This window comes from Kribbella lupini, assembly GCF_039529595.1.
Lineage (GTDB): Bacteria > Actinomycetota > Actinomycetes > Propionibacteriales > Kribbellaceae > Kribbella > Kribbella lupini.
Genome location: NZ_BAAANC010000001.1, coordinates 425,501 through 446,943 on the forward strand (window position 1 = coordinate 425,501; position 21,443 = coordinate 446,943).

General features: G+C 68.3%; 16 protein-coding genes and 1 riboswitch. Of the genes, 15 read left to right on the forward strand and 1 reads right to left on the reverse strand.

The genetic code is table 11. The features are described 5' to 3' along the window. The first annotated feature begins 19 nt into the window (after nucleotides 1-19). The 14 genes from ABD235_RS02040 to ABD235_RS02105 all read left to right on the forward strand — a co-directional run bounded on the left by ABD235_RS02040 (nucleotide 20) and on the right by ABD235_RS02105 (nucleotide 19,341). Complete coding sequence (locus ABD235_RS02040) at nucleotides 20-307, forward strand: hypothetical protein (RefSeq protein ID WP_344168385.1); 288 nt, start codon at nucleotides 20-22, stop codon at nucleotides 305-307. Continuing rightward, nucleotides 308-868, forward strand: coding sequence for a hypothetical protein (locus ABD235_RS02045; RefSeq protein ID WP_344168388.1), 561 nt, complete (start codon nucleotides 308-310; stop codon nucleotides 866-868). Next, nucleotides 868-3,957, forward strand: coding sequence for an ATP-binding protein (locus tag ABD235_RS02050; protein WP_344168391.1), 3,090 nt, complete (start codon nucleotides 868-870; stop codon nucleotides 3,955-3,957). Before ABD235_RS02045 ends, ABD235_RS02050 begins: the two co-directional genes overlap by 1 nt. After that, the gene (locus tag ABD235_RS02055) at nucleotides 3,957-5,960 is read left to right on the forward strand and encodes a hypothetical protein (RefSeq protein WP_344168394.1); all 2,004 of its coding nucleotides are present in this window, start codon (nucleotides 3,957-3,959) and stop codon (nucleotides 5,958-5,960) included. Before ABD235_RS02050 ends, ABD235_RS02055 begins: the two co-directional genes overlap by 1 nt. Nucleotides 5,961-6,092: 132 nt before the next feature. Then, nucleotides 6,093-6,869: a hypothetical protein gene (locus tag ABD235_RS02060; RefSeq protein WP_344168397.1), complete on the forward strand. Its 777-nt coding sequence runs from the start codon at nucleotides 6,093-6,095 to the stop codon at nucleotides 6,867-6,869. A gap of 129 nt (nucleotides 6,870-6,998) precedes the next feature. Next, nucleotides 6,999-8,027 (forward strand): VldE C-terminal domain-containing protein, encoded by a 1,029-nt coding sequence (locus ABD235_RS02065; protein ID WP_344168400.1) that lies wholly within the window; start codon nucleotides 6,999-7,001, stop codon nucleotides 8,025-8,027. Nucleotides 8,028-8,077: 50 nt separating this feature from the next. Further along, nucleotides 8,078-9,112, forward strand: a complete 1,035-nt coding sequence (locus tag ABD235_RS02070) for a M48 family metalloprotease (RefSeq protein WP_344168403.1) — start codon at nucleotides 8,078-8,080, stop codon at nucleotides 9,110-9,112. A gap of 407 nt (nucleotides 9,113-9,519) precedes the next feature. Further along, nucleotides 9,520-10,980, forward strand: a complete 1,461-nt coding sequence (locus tag ABD235_RS02075) for a M36 family metallopeptidase (protein WP_344168406.1) — start codon at nucleotides 9,520-9,522, stop codon at nucleotides 10,978-10,980. Nucleotides 10,981-11,031: 51 nt separating this feature from the next. After that, the gene (locus ABD235_RS02080; protein WP_344168409.1) at nucleotides 11,032-11,940 is read left to right on the forward strand and encodes an oxidoreductase; all 909 of its coding nucleotides are present in this window, start codon (nucleotides 11,032-11,034) and stop codon (nucleotides 11,938-11,940) included. Nucleotides 11,941-12,028: 88 nt separating this feature from the next. Next, nucleotides 12,029-13,102 carry a lactonase family protein gene (locus tag ABD235_RS02085; RefSeq protein WP_344168412.1) on the forward strand — a complete coding sequence of 358 codons (1,074 nt, stop codon included), beginning with the start codon at nucleotides 12,029-12,031 and terminating at the stop codon, nucleotides 13,100-13,102. Between the two features lie 88 nt (nucleotides 13,103-13,190). Next, nucleotides 13,191-15,656, forward strand: coding sequence for a LamG-like jellyroll fold domain-containing protein (locus ABD235_RS02090; protein WP_344168415.1), 2,466 nt, complete (start codon nucleotides 13,191-13,193; stop codon nucleotides 15,654-15,656). Nucleotides 15,657-15,745: 89 nt separating this feature from the next. Next, nucleotides 15,746-16,585: an aldo/keto reductase gene (locus ABD235_RS02095; protein WP_344168418.1), complete on the forward strand. Its 840-nt coding sequence runs from the start codon at nucleotides 15,746-15,748 to the stop codon at nucleotides 16,583-16,585. A gap of 62 nt (nucleotides 16,586-16,647) precedes the next feature. Continuing rightward, nucleotides 16,648-18,915 carry a right-handed parallel beta-helix repeat-containing protein gene (locus tag ABD235_RS02100; RefSeq protein ID WP_344168421.1) on the forward strand — a complete coding sequence of 756 codons (2,268 nt, stop codon included), beginning with the start codon at nucleotides 16,648-16,650 and terminating at the stop codon, nucleotides 18,913-18,915. Nucleotides 18,916-18,979: 64 nt separating this feature from the next. Then, nucleotides 18,980-19,045, forward strand: a riboswitch (guanidine-III (ykkC-III) riboswitch). 20 nt (nucleotides 19,046-19,065) lie between these two features. Further along, nucleotides 19,066-19,341 (forward strand): CBU_0592 family membrane protein, encoded by a 276-nt coding sequence (locus ABD235_RS02105; protein WP_344168424.1) that lies wholly within the window; start codon nucleotides 19,066-19,068, stop codon nucleotides 19,339-19,341. On the opposite strand, the gene ABD235_RS02110 is transcribed toward ABD235_RS02105, so the two are convergent. Next, the gene (locus ABD235_RS02110; protein ID WP_344168427.1) at nucleotides 19,338-20,198 is read right to left on the reverse strand and encodes a hypothetical protein; all 861 of its coding nucleotides are present in this window, start codon (nucleotides 20,196-20,198) and stop codon (nucleotides 19,338-19,340) included. The genes ABD235_RS02105 and ABD235_RS02110 overlap by 4 nt on opposite strands. 186 nt (nucleotides 20,199-20,384) lie before the next feature. Here ABD235_RS02110 and ABD235_RS02115 point away from each other — a divergent pair, with 186 nt between their 5' ends. Then, on the forward strand, nucleotides 20,385-21,419 hold the full coding sequence (locus tag ABD235_RS02115) for an AAA family ATPase (protein ID WP_344168430.1): 1,035 nt from the start codon (nucleotides 20,385-20,387) through the stop codon (nucleotides 21,417-21,419). Nucleotides 21,420-21,443 lie beyond the last annotated feature (24 nt).

Consider the following 21,443-nt stretch of genomic DNA (forward strand, 5'->3'; position numbering starts at 1 on the left):
CACCTTGGGAGACACCGCAATGATCACGACTCAACTGGTAGCCAGTGTGGTGGAGCTCGCCGCGCCGCTGGCCGACCCCAACGTGCCCACCGGCGCGGACTTCAAGGACTGGGTCCTGGTCATCGCGGGGAACATCTTCATCGCGATCCTGGTGCTGCGCGCCATCGGGCACTACTTCAAGCGCGAGTGGGGCGAGCTCTTCGGGCACATTGCGGCCGGTGTGCTGGTCGGCGGGCTGATCTACGCCAACAACCAGACCATCAACGTGCTCAAGGGCTTTTGGGGACTGCTCTCCGGAGGCAGCTGAATGCGTGTCGGCCGGACCCTGACCCACCACTTCGAGATCGAGACCCGGCAGTACGACCTGCTCGGCATCGATCTGGGTGAAGGCGCCCGTCGCCGGATGATCATCTTCGGTGCGGTGATCATCCTGCTCTGGATCGCCCTGCTGGTGCCGATCATCGGCGTACCGAAGAAACCCACCGTCAGCCTGTACGTCGTACCGCCGTTCGTGATCACCGCGTTCGGCTGGCGCGCGGGCAAGCACCACGAACGCCGCCGCCGCGTGACCGAGTGGGCGCTGGCCGTCCGCTACGCGCTGCGCGCCCACCGTCCGATCATCGGGCTCGGCGCCCGGGCGGCGGACAAGACGGAGTACCTGCCATGGCGTGAGCGCGTCGCGACCCAGAAGGTGGCCGGCCTGGCCAAGGCCAGGGTGACCCCGGAGTGGGAACGCGAGGTCGTGGAGGAGCTCGACCCCCAGGTCCGCGCCGGTGCGGACATCACGGTGAACCAGCGGGCTCGCCTCCTGGGGGCGGACCACGTGCAGAGGGTCAGTCGCAGGACGTCGTCGGGGAAGAGGAACTGATGAAGATCGCGGACAAGCTCCTGAACCTGGTCGGCGTCGGCCGCGAACGCGGTCTCCCGCCGCCACGCCTGGTCGCGATCGCCGACGGGCTGCTGGTCACCGAGCGCAGCGCGGAGGCGTGGTTTCTGATCTCGGTGGCGAACACCGACCTGGCCACCGAGGGCGAGCAGGACGCCGCCCTCGACGCCGCGGTGAGCGCGGCCGCGACGATCCTCGGCGACCGGCTCAGCCACCTCAAGGTGGTCTGGGGCCGTTCGACCGGCCAGGACTACCTCGACAGCGTCGCCGGCCACTACCGGCTCGGCGACCACGAGGCCTGGGCACAGACCCGCGCCGACCGGATCGACGAGATGCGGATGCCGGAGCGGTACGTCGCGCTCGGCGTCCACCTCAGCGACCGCGACCCGCGCGCGACCGCGCAGGTCCGCGGCTCGATCAGCGACGCCCTCGGTACGACGTCGTGGCGCGTGAGCGCGCGCGAGCTCGCGCACCTGGACGAGCGGGTCCGCAAGCTGGCCCGCCAGCTCGGTTCGACGGTCTGGCGGGCGCACACCGCGCCGGCCGAGGTCATCTCCTGGCTGGTGAGCCGCGAGATGCACCGCGGCGCTGTCGCAGCCCCTCGCCGGGGCCTGATCACCGGCGCCTCGCTGGCCCGCCTCACGGCCGGACGAGTCGTTCCGTACACCGACCACCTGCGGATCTACGACACCCGAGGCCAGATCGCGGCGTACACGACCGTGCTCGCGATGACCGACTTCCCCGAGGAGCTCGAGACCCCGGGCGCGGGGGAGTGGCTGCGGACACTGTCGGAGATCAAGGCGATCGACGACGACGGCGACGAGATCGACGTCACGGTCGAGGCGTCGGTACGGTTTCGCGTCCTGACCAAGAAGACCGCGCGGCACCTGGTCGACGAGACCCGCAAGTCGGCCAAGGAGCAGAGGCGCTCGGCCGCCAAGGGCACCGCCGAGGAGACCGCGGACGAGATCGTCGAGACCGAGCGGATCATGCGCGAGGTCAAGCGCGACATCAACCGCTCCGGCCTGACGCTGGTCGAGGACCACCCGCGCCTGCTGGTCAGCGCTGACACCCGCGAGGACCTCGAGGCGTACGTCGACGCCGTCATCGCGCACTACGCCGACCGCGGCATCACCGTCGCCGCCGGCGCCGACGAGCAGCGCGACCTGTGGCTGGAGTCGCTGCCCGGCGACCAGCTCCGGGTGCCCGACCTCGGCCACGTCCGGGAGTCGACCGCGTTCTTCGGTTCGTGGTTCTGGGGCGGTGCGTCGATCGGTGACGCCACGGGTCCCGCGATCGGTTACCTGACCGGCTCGACGCCAGGTCTGGTCCGCTTCGACGCGGCCGCCGGTTCGGCGCTCGGCGACGCGACCACCACGCTGTTCCTCGGCCGCTCCGGTCGAGGCAAGACGACCGCCGCGATGCTCGGTGGCCTCGACTCGGCCTTCGCCGGCGCGTGGGTTCCGCTGCTCGACCTGAAGGGTGACGCCGCGGGCGTCTCCGCCGTCGCCGCCGAGTACGGCGTACCGACCGCTGTCATCGAGATCACCGCCCAGTTCTCCGGTGCCGCGGACCTGCTCCGCGTGCTCCCGGTCGACGACGCGCTTCTGCAGGCGCCGTCCCAGCTGATGCTCCTGCTCCCGCCGCACCTGCGTGGCGCCGCCGAAGCACCGGTGATGGCGGCCACCCGCGCCGAGATCCAGTCCCCGGACCCGTCGTCCTGGGGCGTCATCCAGCGCCTCTGCGCGTCGGAGTCCGAGACCACCCGTACGGTCGGGTTCGCCCTGCGCGACCTGGTCGAGACCGGCCTCGGCTCGGTCGTCGCCGGCCCGCCGTCAGGCCTCTCGTCGCTGACCACGAACCCAGGCCTCTGGGTCGTCCAGATGCCAGGCCTCACCCTGCCCTCTCCCGAGTCGGCCCCCGAGTCCTGGTCCCCGATCGAACGCGTCGGCATGGCGTGCCTGCGCGGCTGCCTGGCCTGGATGGTCCGTACGACGGGTCGCCGCGAGTTCCGCGGCCGCTCCAAGGTCGTCATCGTCCCCGAGGTCCACCTCCTGACGAAGACCCCCGACGGCGCCAGCTTCCTCGACTACATCGCCCGAGTAGGCCGAGCCCTCGGAGCCTCGCTGGTCCTCGACACCCAGGACCCCGCGTCGATCCTCAAGCTCCCCGGCCTGGTCGAGCAGATCACCACCCTGTTCGCCTTCTCGCTCCGCTCCCGCGAACAGGTCGACTCCCTGCTCGAACTCCTGGGCCGGCCGCAGACGGCGCCGTACCAAACGCTCGTCCGAGGCATCAACACCGCCGCCAACGGCAAGTCCATCCGCCACGGCCACTGCATCATGCGAGACCGCTGGGACGAGGTCGCCACCGTCCAGATCGACATCCCCAGCCAGCGCGTCGCCGACCTCCTCCGCACCACCCCGGAGTCCGAGCACGCCCTCGAACCCACCCAGCCCATCCCCACCCTCCCCGAAGACATCGACCCCTTCGCCGAGGACGAGGAAGACGACGCCCTCCTCCCCGAACCAGCAGCCACCGCCACGGCTCAGGCCGAGGCCCACACCACCATCGACCCCGAGCCCTTTCAGGACGCTCCGGTCGAGGGGGCACCTCTCCAGAACGCCCAGGGCACCCCGGCGTACGTCCCCCAAGCCCAGAACCCTGCGCCCAACGGCGCCGCCCACGCCCAAAGCGTCCCCGCCCAAGCCGTCGGCCCCCAGAACCCCCCGACCCAAGAAACCCCAACGCAGATCACCCGCCCCCGGCAGGACCCTGCGCAGGGAACCACACCTTCGGTCCCCGCACCCGGAGACGCCGTCCCCACCACCCCCAACGGCACCCCCGTCTCCCAGCCCCCGACCCACCCCCCGGTAGCCCAGCAGTCCGGCACCGCCCCCGCCCCCCTCTCCCCAAACGGCAACGGCCACACCCCCCACCCCTCCCACCACGAGGCCCCCATCGGCCCCGACGAGGTCTACGACCAAGAAGCCGACGACCCCGGCTACAACAAGGCCATGTACACCCCCGAGGACCCCAGCCCCTCGTCCTCAAAGAAAGAACACGTCTGATGAAGTGGCAGCGCCGAGCAAGGACGGCGCTCACGGTCCTGACAATTTCCTTCATCGTCAGTGCCCAGGTTGCTCTTGCCGCCGACCCAACCCCTGGTCCGACCAACCCAACCGGCTTTGCCGACCTTCTTCCCACGCCGGACCTGACGCACGGCGACACTCGGACTCTGTTCGAGCAATACAGCCCGATGGCCTACGGGATCGACTTCGACACCGGCATCACGGACACGTTCAAGAACATCTTCAACGGCTACTCGTACCTCGTGATGATGTACATCGTCGCGATCACCCGCGCGGCGATCTCGGTCGGTTGGTGGTTGTTTTCTTTTACCGACGTCAAGGCGCTGACAGACGCCACGTCGACGACTATCGGCCAGACCGGTACTCAATTGGTCGGTTGGCTCTTGCCGTCGGCGCTCGCCTTCGGGGCTGTCGCTGCGTACACCCAGAGGCGTGCGACTGGAAGCGCACTTGGCCAGCTTGTCTGGGTGCTTGTCGCCGGCGTGCTGAGCATTAGTTTCGCTGTGGCGCCCGCTACCTGGCTCCGAGGCGTTGACGGCGCCCGACAGCTCGGTGCCGGAGCGGTGATGAGCGCTTCTTCCGACTCGCTGGGACCGACGATGCAAACACCGATCCCATGGCCAGAGCCAGGCTTCAGTGGAAGTCCCAAGGACACGCTGCTGCGAAAATCGGCCGACGCCAGTTGGCGAGGTTTCGCGGTGACACCGTGGTGCATCGCTGAATTCGGGTCCATTGCTGCTTGTGAACGGTATGGCAAAGGAATGCTCGACATCGGCGTGCCACTCGACAAGCGTCGCGATTACATCGACAACGTCATTGCGCCCGCTGAAGGCGGCGATGATGCGGCGACAGTGAAATGGGTCAAGGGTGACAGTCCGTTCGGTCGTGTCGCCGTAGTGATGCTGGCTGCAATCGCGGCCACGCTCTTCGGCTTCCTCAACATCGGGCTTGCCTTCACAGCACTGATGGCATTCATAGGTGCGTTGCTACTGCTGGTCGTCGGAGTCTTCTTCGCATGCCTTTGGATCATTCCGGGCCGGCCACGACAATGGGGCCTCAACTGGTTCGAGGCACTGATTGGCCTCGTGCTCCAGTCCTTCCTGGCGATGCTGGTCTTCGGTACAGCGTTGACTCTTCTTACGGCTGTGTTCAGCCTGAGCGGGCCGCTTGGCTGGCTGCCGGTCACCGGTCTCGCCATCGTCGTTCTCATCGTCGGCTTCAGGCTTCGACGTCTGCTGGACAACCTGACGACCATGATGCGTCCAGGTTCAGGAAGCGTGGCGTTGGGAAGCCTTGCTCGTCGAGGGATGACCGGCGCGGCCAGGCGCGTCATGAGCGCTTTGTCGAGCCGTGGTGCGGCGCCGACTCCAGGAGAACGCCTACGCGATCGTCCCGGCGCCGGTGAATCGAGTCCACAGCGTGTGACGTCAGTACGGGTTTATCGGCAGGCACCGGCGGTTGGTTCGCTGGGAGGACGAGGCAGCGCAGCCAGTTCGCCGTACGAGCTGACGGCCGGCACGGATCGTCGCAAGGCCGAGACGGCAGGGATGCCCGGCGGCGGCGCCCCCAACGGACAGAACACTGCGAACGAGGCTGGCGGCGCCGGTACCCGGACGCGGACCACATCGGCTTTGAGCCTTTCCCGAGCACGAGCTCAGGCGCAAGGCGGCTCTGAGGGACGGCACGCGCTGACGGTCAGTGCTCCGAGCTCGGCAGTCCCGACAGCCAAGGCGTCTGGATCTGGGTCTCGTTCTTCGTCGGAGCCGCAGCATGCTCGCCGTTCGCGTCGTCCTCAGCCTGCGTCTGCCAACGACGCTCGATATGAGCCGCGGTCCCACGTTCACTCCGCCAGCCTTCGTGAAGGTCCTCCCAAGAGCCAACGGGCCGGGCGGCGCTCGTCGGCTCCGCAGCAGCGTCGCTTCCGGGAGTACTCCGCGATCACCAAGGACGGCGTGACTATTCACGTCCCGACGCGTAGGTGATAGGCGATGGCACGCGAGCACCCCCCAGAGGACGACGACCGGAAGGCCGGCCGCTCAGGGCCTAAACGCGGTCGAGACAACGCGGCGGACGCTGATGGGCACGGCCCGGAGGCTCCAGACAGCTGGCGTTCCATGCTCAGCTCCGACTACGACTACCCGGATGACCTTGATGAACTGCCGGGTCGGGATCGACGCCGGGCAAAGAAGAACTGGCGGCGCGATGATCACGCGCAGCGCGTTGCGTGGCTACGAGATCAACGCGGTGCCGAGCCGACGAGTCCTGCCGTCATCGTCGTGCTGGTCGTTGTCGTCGCAATTGTGATTCTCGGACTCGGTGGTGGTCTGCCCCGTCTGCTGGGAAAAGACGACCCTAGTAGCGAGTCGCCGGTCGGATTGCTGACGCCTGCAGCTCCAGTGGTGCTGCCGACTGCGTCCGCTGGTGGTACAACAGGTCCGCCCACGGCGAGCGCGACTCTGACGACGCCACCGATCGAAACGGCGCGGCCAGGCGCTCAGGCAACCGCGATGGCGACGGATGTTGTCGGCGCCTGGGCACGGACCTTCTATACCCGCGATCCAGCGGTGGAGACCTACGCCGGTCTGATCGAAAAGGCTTCGAAGTACATGACCGAAGAGGTCGCGGCGACCTTTGCTGCCGCGGGTGATTCCACCTACGAGGCGTTGAAGACCGACGGAGGCAAGTCCGCGGTGGTCGCGGCACCCGTCAGCACGCCACGCGCGAACACCGCCCCTGCAGACACGCCGGGCCGGATCACCCGATTTGTCAACGTGACCATCGAGGTGACTGGTAAGCGTGCTCAGCGGTTTGACGTTCCACTGCTGGTGACCGTGATTGACCAGGACGGCAAGTGGGTCATCAGCGATGTTTCGGGTGGTACCGGACCATGAGCGGGGCGGCGGGAGGTTCCGATGTTCGGCGGGGGTGAACTTGGCCAGGTGGCAGGCTTCTGGGCATCCCGAGGCCTGTACGCCAAGCTAGGAGCAGTACTGGCAGTCGCTGGTATCGGGACTTTGCTGATGCTTGCTCCGTTCGGCGGCGGGACGGAATCGCAGGCTGCATGCTTGCCGGGCGTTCCCGGCCGGGCACCTCAGCCCAGGGCGGCCGATGCCTTGAGGCAGGACCAGATCGACTTCGCGAAGATCATCGACGAGGTCGCGGTTCAGCGAGGGCTGCCTGGCAAGGCGACCTTGGTTGCGCTGATGACCGCCCTGCAGGAATCGCAGTTGCGCAACTTGCCGTACGGTGATGCAGACTCAGTCGGGTTGTTTCAGCAACGACCGGCGGCCGGCTGGGGGACAGTCAGCCAGATCCTAAACCCGCGCTACTCCGCGAACGCGTTCTTCGGGGGTTCGGGGGCGCCCAGCCCGCCAGGCCTGGTTGATATCGATGGATGGCCGGAGATGTCGTTCAATGATGCCGCTCAAGCGGTACAGGTCTCCGCGTACCCAGACCTCTACGGACAGCACGAGCAGGAGGCGAAGGCAATCGCCGCGGCCGCGGGGATCAATCTCGAACGACCAGGAGACCCGTACGCGGGCCGTGCCGGGCCGGTCCCTCCTGTCTCGCCTGGGATTGGCGCCGGTGGTGAGTGTGAGAGCGAAGGCTTGGTGGCCGGCAAGCCGGTGAATGGCGTCTGGCCGCCTGAGGAAGCCACGATCACTGATCCCACCGGTACCGGTGGGATGGTGACGCCCAGAACGGCGGCCTGGGTCGCGCTAGCCGGCAAGACACTCGGGTCACTGAGCATGAGTTGCTGGGACGCGCACCTGTGGAACCCGACCAGCGATCACCCCAAGGGACGTGCCTGCGACGTGATGGTCGGAACTGATGCTCGGCGGTCGCCTCAGGCTCGTGCCAAAGGCGATCGGATCGCGAACTGGGCCGTCAGTACCGCTGGACAGACCGGTGTTCGTTATGTCATCTGGTACGGGAAGATCTGGTCTGCACGACGGGGAACATGGATTCCGTACAACGGCGGTGGCGTGTACGTTCCGACCGACGCGACTGGCGGCCACTTCGACCACGTCCACGTCTCGATGTACTGATCAATGCGGAGCACACTGCATGATCCGCCACTTCTGGAAGCGAGTTGCTCATGACTGGCCCTGGTGATCCGAACCAGCAAGACGGCGCCTGGGGCCAGGATTCGTGGCGGCCGGCGCAGCAGCAGCCGTCCTTCGGTCCCGGCCAGGCTCCTCCTCCGTGGGCACAGCTGCCGCCGGGCAGCGGACCGCAGGCCGCAGGAGGCCAGCAGCGACGACTTCCGGAGGTGTCCGCTTGGGGGAATGTGGTCGCCGCCGCTCCGTGGTTCTTCTGGAGTCTGATCCTGGTGATCTGGATCGGCGGAGTCTTCGGTTACCCCGCAGGCTGGATCGTCGTCGGCGCTTGGATTCTGTCGGGGGCGGTCGTCTTCGTCGGTTCGGTGGAGGATCTCCTCGCTCGTTATCTGTTCCGGCTGCGTAGACCGACTTTGATCGAGCGGGAACGCCTTCAGCCTGTCTGGAGACAGCTGCACGCTCGAGCGGGAACGAATCCTGAACGCTTCACGCTGTGGGTCCAGGAATCCGATGACGTCAATGCCACCCCCACTCCGGGCCATGTTGTCGCGGTGACGAGGTGGGCTTTGTACACACTTCCGCCCCAACACCTCGAGGCCGCACTCGCGCATGAGTTGAGCCATCACCTTGGCGGGCGCTCGTGGCTGAGCCTTTTGGGATTCTGGTACTCGATTCCTTCCCGTGCCGGTCTAATCGCTGCCCGCGCGATAGCGCGACTGGTGAAGAAGGTGCCGGCCGTTGGCTGTGGTGTGCTCGCCTTCCTGGCCTTGGCCTGGATCGGCCTCTCTCTGGCGGCAGTGGTCGGTGGAGCCGGGTTCATCTGGCCGCTCGTCTACCTCACGCCGTTCGTGGCGCCGCCCTTCCTGGCATGGGTGAACCGTTGGCAGGTCAAGGAGGCCGACCGGCGAGCGGCTTCGATGGGATACGGCTCGACACTGGTTCAGGTTCTCTACGGATGGCAGCACCAGCATCAGCAGAACTTGGGTCGAGAGACGACCAGGCGGCAGCAGGTCATGTCCAACACGCCGACGTTGGCGGATCGGGTCCACACCCTCGAACAGAGCACGGTTTAGTGAGGCGTCGAGCCTGTCGTGGTCGGTTTCGGGGCGTAAACAGACCGCGGCGCACGGAGTGCGATCCGATATTTGTGCCGCGGTCTGATCAGCTTTGACGGTGTTAGCGCACCTTCACTGACCGTCACAAGTCCACTTGTTGCAACATCGACCACCTGCTGTTGGCCAGGTCAAGGATTCGCTGGGGATGTTGGCGCAGCTACTTGGCGGACTTTCGCCTGTCGGGATGTTGTGTGCGGGGTCGGGAAGTGGGCGTCGGCCCGGTGGCCGTGCGGCGTGGGAGTACCAGGTTTTCCCTTGTTGGCGCGGACCGGGTGGTGGATTTGCTTCCCAAAGGGCTGGTGGGCGAACTAGGGTCGCGACGGATCGTAGTCGTGTCATCACGTGAGTCCATGGGAGGGAAGAGGATGGTGAAGCGTAAGGCGGTCGCGGCGGTGGCTGCGGGGGTTGTTGCCGTTGCGTTGGGGTTGTCGGGGACCGGGGCCGCGGGGGCGGCGCCTGGTGAGGCGGTGCCGGGGAACCTGAAGTTGGTGAAGACGAAGAGCTCGTTGCTCGGGAAGCACGTGTGGTACCAGCAGACCTTCAAGGGGCTGCCGGTGGTGAACGGGTACTACGCGAAGCACTTCGACAAGTCGGGCAAGGTCGTGCAGATCTCCGATGGGCGGGACGCCGTACCGGAGTCGCTCGACGTCAGTGCCAAGGTGCCGTCGGCAACGGCGACGAAATCGGCGAACACGCTGGTGAGCGCCCGCGCGGCGCGTAACCGGATCGCGCAGCCGAACAAGAGTGTGGTGCAGACGCCGACGGCGACCCAGGGTGCGGCGCAGCTGGCCGTGATCGGTGGGCCGAACGCCCGGCTGGTGTGGAACGTGACGTCGCGGTCGTCCGAAGGGGTGACGCGGTCGCTGGTCGACGCCAAGAACGGTGTGGTCGTCGAGTCGAAGGTGATCAGCGACAACGTCGACGGCAAGGGGTCGGTGTTCGATCCCAACCCGGTGGTGACGCTGAAGAACGAGGATCTGCTCGACAACAACGACAAGAACAGCAACGAGTTGTTCCTCGCGCAGAAGAACGTGATCCTGCGCAACCTGGACGGCTCGGGCAAGCTGAACGGTGCCTACGTCAACATCCTCGAGGCCAAGGGTGGGGTGGCGCAGAACAAGAACAACACGTTCGTGTACCAGCGCGCCAACGACAAGTTCGAGCAGGTGATGGCGTACTACCAGGTCAACCAGACCCAGGAGTACATCCACTCGCTCGGGTTCACCGAGGTGAACAACGAGTCGCAGGACTTCTCGATCAACACCTACGAGGGCGACAACAGCTTCTACGACCCGTCGGTCGACGTGATCACGATGGGCGAGGGCGGCGTCGACGACGCCGAGGACGCCGAGGTGATCTGGCACGAGTACGGTCACGCGATCCAGGACGACGTCGTCCCGGGCTTCGGTGAGTCGCTCGAGGCCGGCTCGATCGGTGAGGGCTTCGGCGACTACTGGGCCGTGCAGCAGTCGATGCCGGTCAGCAAGGGCTACGACATCCCGTGCGTGATGGACTGGGACGCCACGTCGTACACCGACGGCCCGAAGCACTGCCTGCGCCGTACCGACACCGGCAAGACCACCGACGACATCGTCGGCGAGGTGCACGACGACGGTGAGATCTGGTCGAACGCGCTCTGGGACATCCAGAAGGCGCTCGGCCGCACCAAGGCCAACAAGGTGATCCTGCAGGGCACGTTCTTCTACGCGCCCGACACCAGCTTCGCCGACGCCGCGCGCGTCACGGTCCAGTCGGCCCGCCTGCTGTACGGCAAGGCGGTCGCGGACCAGGTCACCACCGCGTTCAAGGCCCGCAAGATCCTCTAGTACGACGAACGCAAACACTCCGGCTCGTGCGCCCACCGCTACTGTGGGCGCATGAGCTGGAGTACTGCGGACATCCCTGACCAGTCCGGCCGTCGCGCCCTGGTCACCGGCGCGACCAGCGGTATCGGGTACGCCACCGCGCTCGAGCTGCTCAGACACAACGCCGACGTCCTGATTGCCGCGCGCAACCCGCAGAAGGCCGCCGAAGCCGCGGCCGGTCTCGCCAAGGCCTCAGGCAAAGAGCCCGACATCCTAGAACTCGATCTCGCCGACCTCTCCAGCGTCCAGCAGGCCGCCGAGCAGGTCGCCAAGACGCACGACCGCCTCGATCTCCTGGTCAACAACGCCGGCGTGATGGCGACGCCGTACCGGCAGACCGTGGACGGCTTCGAGCTGCAGCTCGGCACCAACCACCTGGGGCACTTCGCGCTCACCGCCCGGCTGATGCCGTTGCTCCGGCAGGCGGACCAGCCGCGGGTCGTCACGGTCAGCTCGTTCATGCACAAGACCGTCCGGGGGATCAGCAAGGCCGATCTGACCGCCGAGAACGGCTACCGCAAGTGGGAGTCGTACGGGAAGTCCAAGCTGGCCAACCTGCTGTTCATGCTCGAGCTGAGCCGCAGGGCCGGCGACAGCCTGGTCAGTGCCGGCTCGCACCCGGGATACGCGTCGACGCATCTCCAGGCCGCCGGTCCCGAGCTGGCGGGTCGACAGTTCCAGGCTCGTGTCTTCGGAGCTGCCACGAGACTCGTCGCGCAGTCGGCCGCTGCCGGCGCCTGGCCCAGCCTGTACGCCGCGACGCTGCCCGAGCTGCGGTCGGGTTCGTTCGTCGGCCCGGGCTTTCTCGGCTACCGCGGCGCTCCGAGGCCGGCGACCCCGACGAGTGTCGCCCAGGACCCCGAACTCGCCCAGAAGCTGTGGGCCTGGTCCGCCGAGGCCACGGGAGTCGACGCGTTCTGAGCACACTCCGTGCGCGTCGAGTGACAGACCGGTGATTTCGAAGCTAGTCTTCGATAATCCTCGTCCGCCCCCACGGAGGTCCCCACAGATGGCTACGACCCGACGTACGTTCCTCGGTCTCACGGCAGCGGCAGCATTCACCGGCATCACTCCGGCTTTCGCCGGCTGCCGTGACCAGAAAACGCTCTACATCGGCACCTACACCTCGGCCGGCGGGACCGGCATCGGGATCGCCCAGTACGACGCGGCCAGCGGCGCGATCACCTCGACCGGCGTACTGACCGGAGTCCAGGAGCCCTCGTTCCTGATCGCCTCCGGGAGGTTCCTGTACGCCGTCAACGAGCAGACCAACGGTGGCGTGACGGCGATCGCAGTGGATGCCCCTGGCGAGCTCCGGATCCTGAACCGCCAGTCCACCGGCGGATCCGCGCCCTGTCACCTCGCACTCGTTGCGGGCGGCAAGTACCTGCTGAGCGCCAACTACGGCTCGGGTGACGTCGCCGTCCATCCGGTCAACGCCGACGGCAGCCTCGGCGCCCGGACCGATCTGGTCAAGCACATCGGCGCCGCGCCGCACGCCCACCAGGTCGTGCAGGACCCCGCCGGCGAGTACATCCTGTCGGTCGACCTCGGCACCGACACGGTCTACACGTACACGATCGCGGCCCCCGGCAAGCTGACCGAAGTCGCGCAGGCCAAGCTCGAGGCCGGCGCCGGCCCGCGTCACCTGGCCTTCCACCCGAACGGCAGGTACGCGTACGTCGCGAACGAGCTCGACAGCACCGTCGTCCCGTGCGCGTACGCCGACGGCCGGCTGACCCCCGGTACACCGCTGCAGACCGCGCCTGCAGGGCCGCAGAACTACCCCGGCGAGGTGATCGTCTCGCCCGACGGCAACTTCGTCTACGTCACCAACCGCGGCCACAACAGCATCGCGGTCTTCGCGACCAGCGACGACGGAGCGACGCTCACGCGCACAACAACCCCGTCCACAGGCGGCGACTGGCCCAGGCACTGCGCGATCGACCCGACCGGCACCCTGCTCCTCGTCTCCAACCAGCGCTCCAACACCATCACCACGTTCCACAGAAACCAACAGACTGGAACCCTCACGCCGGCTCAGAGCTTCAGCACTCCGAGCCCGGTCTGCACGCTCGGGTGATGTTCGAACCTGAGTGAGCTCTTGCAATTGTGTCGTGGAAGCGTTTCCATCGGAGCTGTCCTTTCCCCGCCCCGGAAGGAAACGCAGCATGAAACGACGCCTCGCCGCGGTCGCGGCCGGCCTCCTGGCCGCGACCGCGATCGTGGTCCCCACCTCGCAGGCCGCACCAGGCTGGCAGATCGGGACCCCGCCGCTGAGCACCCCGTGGACCGACGACGTCTCACCCACCAACGCGCTCCCGGAGTACCCGCGGCCGCAGCTGACCCGCGACCGCTGGCAGAACCTCAACGGCCTCTGGGAGTTCGCCGCCGCCCAGCCCGGCGAAGCCCCACCGTTCGGACGCCAACTGGCCGAGAAAGTCCTCGTCCCGTACCCCGTCGAGTCCGCCCTCTCCGGCGTCCAGCGCCACGAGGACCGCATGTGGTACCGCCGCACCTTCACCGTCCCGCAGGGCTGGAAGGGCCAGCAACTCCTGCTGCACTTCGGCGCGGTCGACTACGACGCCAAGGTCTGGGTCAACGGCCGCCAGGTCGCGACCCATCGCGGCGGGTACGACGGGTTCTCGGTCGACGTGACCAACGCCCTGCACCAGCGCGGCCCCCAGGAGGTCATCGTCTGGGCCGAGGACCTCACCGACGAGACGTTCCAGCCGATCGGCAAGCAGCGCGAGGTCGGTGACCACGGCATCTTCTACCAGGGCAGCTCCGGCATCTGGCGCACCGTGTGGATGGAGCCGGTCGCCAGCTCCTCGATCGAGCGGCTGCAGCTGACGCCCGACGTACCGGGCAAGGCGCTCAAAGTCACCGCCGACACGACCGGCCCGACCAACCTCGACGTCGAGACGACCGTGTACGACGGCGGCCGCAAAGTCGCAGCCCGCAGAGGCAAGGCCAACCAAGAGCTCAAGATCACGATCCCCAGCCCGAAGCTCTGGTCGCCCGACAACCCCTTCCTCTACACGCTCAAGGTCAAGCTGATCGACCGCGGCAAGGTCGTCGACGAGGTCGGTTCGTACGCCGGGCTGCGTCAGGTCGGCAAGCTGAAAGGGGCCGACGGCAAGCTCCGGCTGGCGCTGAACGGCAAGATCCTCTTCAACCTGTCGACGCTGGACCAGGGGTTCTGGCCCGACGGCCTGAACACCGCGCCGACCGACGAGGCGCTCAGGTTCGACCTCGAGCAGCACAAGGAGCTCGGCTTCAACACCGTCCGCAAGCACATCAAGGTCGAGCCGGACCGCTGGTACTACTGGGCCGACAAGCTCGGCCTGATGGTCTGGCAGGACATGCCCGCCTCGAAGACCGACCCGATCCCGCCGGCCTGGCAGGCGCAGTACAAGGCCGAGCTGCACGAGATGGTCGAGGAGCACAAGAGCTTCACCTCGATCACCACCTGGGTGCCGTTCAACGAGGGCTGGGGCGAGTGGGATCTCGCCGAGACCGGCCGGATCGCGGACAGCGTCAAGGCGCAGGACCCGTCACGGCTCGTCAACGCGCACAGCGGGATGAACTGCTGCGACTCCCTCGGCGACTCCGGGCGCGGTGACATGATCGACCACCACGCCTACCTCGGGCCGGCGACGTCGAGCCCGTCCGGCGACCGCGTCGCGGTGGACGGCGAGCACGGCGGGTTCGGGCTCAAGACCGAAGGCCACATGTGGTTCGGCGACGGCTTCGCGTACGAGATGACGCCGGACTCGGCCACGCTCACCCGCCGGTACGTCGAGAACCAGCGCGACGTCCTGCGCTCGGCCAACACCTGCGGGATCAGCGGATCGGTCTACACCCAGATCACCGACGTCGAGGGCGAGGTGAACGGCTTCTTCACCTACGACCGGCAGGTCCCGAAGATGGACTTCGCTCAGGTCCGCACGATGAACGAGCAGATCATCGCCGGAGCGGACGGAACCGGCAGCGGCGGCCCCAACCCACCACCTGGTACGCCGGGTGTCGACGGCATCCACTTCTACCCGCTCGACGGCTCCGGCGAGGACGTTGCCGGCGACAACGACGCGACGCTGCAGGGCGGCGCGACCTTTGCCCCCGGCAAGAACGGCCAGGGCGTCGCGACGAACGGCACCAGCCAGTACGTCGACACCGGCGCCCAGTTGCTCGACACCAACGGCAACTACACCGCCACCGCCTGGGTGAAGCTGAACAAGGCCGACGGCGCGTTCCAGACCGTGGTCAGCCAGGACGGCGACCGGGACAGCGCGTTCTTCCTGCAGTACTCCGGCCAGGACCAGCGGTTCGCGATGAGCTTCCCGGGGCAGCGCGCGCTGGCGCCGACGAAGCCGACCCCGGGCCAGTGGTACCACCTGACCGGCGTACGCGACGCCGCGAAGGGCGAGCTGCGGCTGTACGTCGACGGCACGCTCGTCGCGACCAAGTCGGCCTGCACGCTCGACGCGACCTCGACCGGCAACACCGTGATCGGCCGCGGCAAGTTCGGCGGCAACCCGGTCGACTACCTGGACGGCGTCGTCGACCAGGTGCACCTGTTCGACCGCGCGCTGGACGCGACGGAGGTGAAGGCGCTGTACGACTCCGGCCGCTGACTCGTGATCTCGGGCCCCGCGCGGGGCCCGAGATGCGAAACCGACGCCGAGGACCGATCCTGGTAGTGCCGACCAGGGAGGTAGGGCCGATGACCGCTCCCAGCCGTGTGCTCGCTCCGCAGAACGCGACGCGCTTCCGTCCGCCGCGCTTCGGCCTGGGCGGGTCGCGGCTCGGCGCCGCCGACGGCGCGGTCGCGACCGCCACGATCGAGGCCGCGTACACGGCGGGGATCCGCTTCTTCGACACCTCACCGGCGTACGACGACTACGAGCGGCGGCTCGGTACGGCGCTGGCCGCGCACCCGCGGTCGGGCTTTCTGCTGTCCACGGGTGTCGGGCTCGACGGGGTGCGTGAGTCCGTTGCCGGCAGCCTCGAGCGGCTGGGCGTGACGTCGCTCGACCTCGTCTTCGTGCAGGTTGCCGACGACCGGCCGATCGACGGCGCGTACGGCGTACTGACCGAGCTGCGCGAGCGCGGGGTGATCGGCGCGATCGGTGTCGCCGGGCGTGAGTGGCAGCACCTCGATCCGCTGGTGCGGGATCTCGAGCTGGACGCCGTACTGCTGGCCGGGCAGTACTCGCTGCTCGACCGGTCCGGCGCGCCGTTGCTGGATCGCTGCCAGGCAAGGGGAGTGGCGGCGATCGTTTCCGGTGTCCTCACCCAAGAGATCCTGCTGACCGACCGGTCCCGGCAAACGACTGATCCACTGACGATCCGCGCGCGGCGCATGTCGGCGGTCTGCGAGCCGTACGGCGTATCGCTGCCGCAGGCCGCTCTGGCCTTCCCGGGCAGGCATCCCGCGGTGACCTCGGTGCTGATCGGTGCGGCGTCGCCGGCCGAGATCCGGGCCGACGCGGCGCTGGTCCGGCAGCCCGTGCCCGAGCCGTTCTGGCGCGATCCGGAGTTGGCGCGGTTGCTGGGCGACTGAGTCTTGTCAGCGGGGGACGGCTACGGAAGTCTGGTGACCTCGATTCCTGTGGGGGGATTTCCTTGTCCAGAATCACTGCGTCCTGCCTGCGCGCCGCCGCGCTGGCCGGCCTGCTCGGCTCGGGCCTGGTCGTCGTCACGACCTCGCCTGCGTCCGCTGCCTCGATCACCGTCACCACGACCGCCGACGTGGTCAACGGCGGTGACGGCCTGACCTCGCTGCGAGAAGCGTTCACCACCGCCTCCGGCAACGGCGTCGACGACGTCATCACGCTCGGCGCCGGCCTGACGTACCCGTTGTCGGCCTGCTCCGGCCCGCTGACGCACGCCGACAACCACGAGTTGATTGTCCAGGGCAACAACTCCACGATCGAGCAGAGCTGTGACGCGCAGGGTGTCGTCGACAGCACCGATCACGACGGGCGGCTCGAACTGCGGGACCTGGTGATCGACGGTGGACCCAACACCACGAACACCGCGCTGGAAGGCGCCGCGGTGCGGTCCGACAGCGAGCTGCTGCTCACCGACGTCGAGGTCCGCAACGTGCTCTCGCCCGGCGGCAGCGTCGTCTGGAGCAGCTTCGGGCACGGCACCACGCCGTACCGGATGACGTTGCTCGGCGGCAGCCTGCACGACAACACCGGCAGCGTGGTCAGTTGCGACAACTGCTCGCTGGCGGTCGACGGCACGAACATCTCGGGCAACACCGGTTCCGGGATGTCGCTGGTCGACGGGTACCCGGTCGCGATCGAGAACGCGACGATCGGCAACAACACCCGGACCGGCATCACGAACACCGGCCAGGGGTTCGCGGCCAACAAGATGACGGTCAACCTGACCAGCATCGTCGGCAACGGCCGGGCCGGCATCCTGTGCAGCAACTGCGGGTCGCTCAGCATGTACTCGACCAACGTCAGCGACAACGGGCTGACCGCGGCCGACGCGCGGGGCGGCATCTCGTTCACCGCCTCCAAGCGGGGCAACGGCTCGACCGGGATCAGCGGCCTGCTGTCCACCGTCACCGGCAACAAGAGCACCCAGCCGGGCGGCGGCATCTCGCTGACGCCGGTGCTGATCGAGGACGACGGCGCGACGCCGAACGTCGGGCTGGACCGGGTACTGGTCGAGAACAACCAGTCGGTCGGTGGTGGCGGTGGCGTCTGGCTCGGCTTCGGCGCGCTGCACATGTACAAGGGCTCGCTGGTCGGCAACAGCACGACCGGCGGCAACGGCGGCGGCGCCGGCACGATCGACGCGACCGGGCCGTTCGACCTGACGTTCGACGAGACGCCGATCAACCACAACTCGGCGACCGGCGACGGCGGCGGTGTGTACGCGCAGGCGATCACCGGGCTGTTCCTCGACCGGACCGGGCTGAGCAACAACAGCGCCGGGGGCAACGGTGGCGGCGCGAAGGTCGTCAACAGCTACTCGGTGACGCTGGAGGACATGGCGGTGGACGACAACACGGCGGCGAACGGCGCCGGGCTGGACGTCGCGACGGAGAACCTCGGCGGCACCAAGGTGACCTTCGCCGGGAACGTCGCGTCCGGGACCGGTGGGGGAGCGCGGGTGTCCGCCCTTGCGGCGAACTTCCTGAACAGCACTTTCAGCGGCAACACCGCAGCGACCGGTGGTGGCCTCGCCGTCATCAACAGTGCCGTGGCGACGCTGACCCACGTGACGATGGCCGACGACCAGGCGACGACCGGCGCGCACATCGCCGCCGTACCGGCTGCTCAGGTGAAGACCGAGAAGAGCGCGATCGTGCTGCCGCAGGTCGGTACGTCGTGCGCCGGGATCGGTGGCGCGTTCGCGGGGACGTCGCTCGGTTTCTCCGTACGGCGTGACGCCAGCTGCGGCAGTGTCGCGTCGGACCTGGTCACCGCGAACGACCCGCAACTGGCGGCGCTGAGCGGGAGCGGCTTCGCGCGGGTTCGGGTGCCGGCGGCGACGAGTCCGCTGGGTGGGCGGGTACCGGTGGCGAACTGCACGGTCGAGGACGACCAGCGGATGGTGGCCCGGCCGGCGGGCGCGAACTGCGAGGCGGGGTCGGTCGAGATCGTCGAGGCGTCCGGTCCGGATGCGGCGCTGACGGCGTTGATCGCCGAGGTGAAGGCGCTGCACCTGCCGAAGGCGGTCGAGGCGAGCCTGGTGCTCAAGCTGGAGGCGGCGCGGGTGGCGGTCCAGAAGAACCAGAAGCCGGTCGCGAAGGCGCTGCTGACGGCGTTCGTGATCGAGGTGAAGGTGCTGGCCGCGAAGAAGATCGTCCCGGCACCGGCCGCGAATCAGCTGGTGGCGAAGGCGACGGCGATCAGGAACGGCCTGTGACGCTGGTGATGGTCAGATCGGTCACCAATGCTCCTTGAGCGGGTCCGGCGTCAGTAGGCTGGGGATCGGGTCCGTGGAGTGCGGATCCCCGGACGAGATGGCGCCGTACCCGACGCAAAGACGACGCCGGCCCCCGGAGGGGCAGTGGACATGCATGCAGTCGACGTCCTCGAAATCGCCGGCGCGATCACGATCCTGATCGCGTTCGCCGCCTCCCAGGCGGGGCGCTTGGAGCAGAAGACTCTGCGGTACCAGGTGCTGAACCTGGTGGGCTCGGGCATCTTGGCGGTCATCGCCGGGGTCGAGCAGTCCTGGGGCTTCCTGCTGCTGGAGGGGACCTGGGCGGTGGTCAGCTTGATCGGGCTGATCGCGCTGCTCAGATCCCGCCGTACGGCGACCTCCGCCAGCCGAGGTGCCGTCGCTTAGAAGCGGTCGGCGGGGTCGACCGGGGTGCCGGGGGATTCCGGCGTACCGGGAGTCCCAGGGCCGGGGCCCGTGGTGTTGGGGCTGCCGGGGGTTGTGGAGGTCGGCGTGCCCGGGCCGGTGCTGCCGGGCGGCGGCGTGGTCGGGGTGACCGTGACCGTCGCCGTACCGCTCGGGTTCGGGATGACCGGGCCGGGGTCGACCTCGGGAGCGTTGCGGAACAGGAGCCAGGCGATCAGTACGGCGAGCGCCATGAGCAAGGCCATCGCCAGCAAGGCCAGCATCAGCGCCAGCCTGGAGGCCGGCCGGAGTACGGCGGGCCAGGGCAGCGGCCAGATGCGGAACAGGCCTGGGCGGCGGCGGTTCTCCCAGTAGTGGCGGAAGTCGGGGCCGCGGACCCGGCCGATCTGCGGGACGCGGTCCATCAGTACGGCGGACAGGACGTCCTCGCCGCGGCGCTCGGCGATCAGCCGCTCGTCGGCGGCGGAGCTGGAGCCGTCGTCCTCGCGGAGCGGGCCGAGGGCAACCCACAGCGCCAGGTCGTCGTCATCGGCGTCGTTGTGGGCGAGGACCGACTCCTCGGGCAGCTCGTCGACGGCGCGGACGAAGCGGTCGCGGGCGGAGGCGTCGTCGGCGGAGCCCTCGGTCATCATCGCGAGCACGGCGCCGCGGCCGGACTCGTCGGCGGCGGCGTACAGGTAGCCGGCGGCGTTCGCGCCGAGACGTCCGCGCAGCCAGAACTCGCCGACCTTGGGCGGGTCCTCCGGCAGCAGCGGGAGCGCGTCCGGGAGCGGCGGCGGCGCAGGGCTCGGCTGAGGAGCCTCCGGCGGCGCAGCGGTCTGGGACTCGGTCGCGGTCATCGGGTCAATCCCACCACATCGGCGGTAACACTGTCGCGCGCCCCGGGAAGGAGGAGTGGCGATTTGGGTGGGTGGGGAGGATGGACAGTGGTCCGGGCGGGGCTTGGTTCGGCTTGAGCCCTGGGATCTGATGGAATGGCCGGAGTTCCCGAGCAGTAGGTCCGTGTGGGCCCCGGAAGGACAGGCATGACCGAAACCACCGTCCCGGCAGGGTCAGTGGCCCAGCAGTCTCGTCTGGTCGGCGAGGCGATCACCGAGGTCAAACGCGTGATCGTCGGCCAGGAGCACATGGTCGAGACGCTGATGGTGTCGCTGCTGGCGAAGGGGCACTGCCTGCTCGAGGGCGTGCCGGGCGTGGCCAAGACGCTCGCCGTCCGGACCTTCGCCTCCGTCGTCGGTGGGTCGTTCGCACGGATCCAGTTCACCCCGGACCTGGTCCCCTCCGACATCGTCGGCACCCGGATCTACCGGCAGACCCGCGAGGCGTTCGACATCGAGCTCGGTCCGACGTTCGTGAACTTCGTGCTCGCCGACGAGGTCAACCGCGCGCCCGCCAAGGTGCAGTCGGCGATGCTGGAGCTGATGGCCGAGCGGCAGGTGTCGATCGGCGGCCAGACCTTCCCGATGCCGAAGCCGTTCATCGTGATCGCCACCCAGAACCCGATCGAGTCCGAGGGCGTCTACCCGCTGCCCGAGGCGCAGCGCGACCGCTTCCTGGTCAAGATCGACGTGCCGCACCCGCGCGGGCACGAGGAGTTCGAGATCCTCCGCCGGATGAGCGTCGACCCGCCGCAGCCGCGCCAGGTGCTGCAGCCGGAGACGATCATGGAGCTGCAGCGGTCCGCCGAGCAGGTCTTCGTGCACAACCTGGTCGCCGAGTACGCCGTCCGCCTGGTGATGGCGACCCGGACGCCGACCGACTTCCACCTGCCCGACCTCGAGCCGATCATCGAGCTCGGCGTCAGCCCGCGCGCGACCCTCGGCCTGATCGCGGCCGGCCGCGCGCTGGCCCTGATCCACGGCCGCGACTACCTGCTGCCGAGCGACGTCCAGACCGTCGCGCTGGACGTGATGGGCCACCGCCTCGGCCTGACCTTCGACGCGATCGCGGACAACATCGACGCCCGCGCCGTGATCGAGCGGATCCTGGCCACCGTCCCGCCGCCGCAGCCGGTGTGGCGCGACGGCAACGACCAGTCCGGCCGTCCCGAGTTCGTCTAACACATGGCCAACCGACCCGACCCG

Bases quoted from the DNA above. Each gene is read 5' to 3' on its own strand.
- ABD235_RS02095 (WP_344168418.1), top strand. From the start codon at position 15,746: ATGACCGCTCCCAGCCGTGTGCTCGCTCCGCAGAACGCGACGCGCTTC.
- ABD235_RS02040 (WP_344168385.1), top strand. From the start codon at position 20: ATGATCACGACTCAACTGGTAGCCAGTGTGGTGGAGCTCGCCGCGCCG.
- ABD235_RS02105 (WP_344168424.1), top strand. From the start codon at position 19,066: ATGCATGCAGTCGACGTCCTCGAAATCGCCGGCGCGATCACGATCCTG.
- ABD235_RS02085 (WP_344168412.1), top strand. From the start codon at position 12,029: ATGGCTACGACCCGACGTACGTTCCTCGGTCTCACGGCAGCGGCAGCA.
- ABD235_RS02090 (WP_344168415.1), top strand. From the start codon at position 13,191: ATGAAACGACGCCTCGCCGCGGTCGCGGCCGGCCTCCTGGCCGCGACC.
- ABD235_RS02110 (WP_344168427.1), bottom strand. From the start codon at position 20,198: ATGACCGCGACCGAGTCCCAGACCGCTGCGCCGCCGGAGGCTCCTCAG.
- ABD235_RS02080 (WP_344168409.1), top strand. From the start codon at position 11,032: ATGAGCTGGAGTACTGCGGACATCCCTGACCAGTCCGGCCGTCGCGCC.
- ABD235_RS02055 (WP_344168394.1), top strand. From the start codon at position 3,957: ATGAAGTGGCAGCGCCGAGCAAGGACGGCGCTCACGGTCCTGACAATT.
- ABD235_RS02115 (WP_344168430.1), top strand. From the start codon at position 20,385: ATGACCGAAACCACCGTCCCGGCAGGGTCAGTGGCCCAGCAGTCTCGT.
- ABD235_RS02075 (WP_344168406.1), top strand. From the start codon at position 9,520: ATGGTGAAGCGTAAGGCGGTCGCGGCGGTGGCTGCGGGGGTTGTTGCC.
- ABD235_RS02060 (WP_344168397.1), top strand. From the start codon at position 6,093: ATGCTCAGCTCCGACTACGACTACCCGGATGACCTTGATGAACTGCCG.
- ABD235_RS02045 (WP_344168388.1), top strand. From the start codon at position 308: ATGCGTGTCGGCCGGACCCTGACCCACCACTTCGAGATCGAGACCCGG.
- ABD235_RS02065 (WP_344168400.1), top strand. From the start codon at position 6,999: ATGCTTGCTCCGTTCGGCGGCGGGACGGAATCGCAGGCTGCATGCTTG.
- ABD235_RS02050 (WP_344168391.1), top strand. From the start codon at position 868: ATGAAGATCGCGGACAAGCTCCTGAACCTGGTCGGCGTCGGCCGCGAA.
- ABD235_RS02070 (WP_344168403.1), top strand. From the start codon at position 8,078: ATGACTGGCCCTGGTGATCCGAACCAGCAAGACGGCGCCTGGGGCCAG.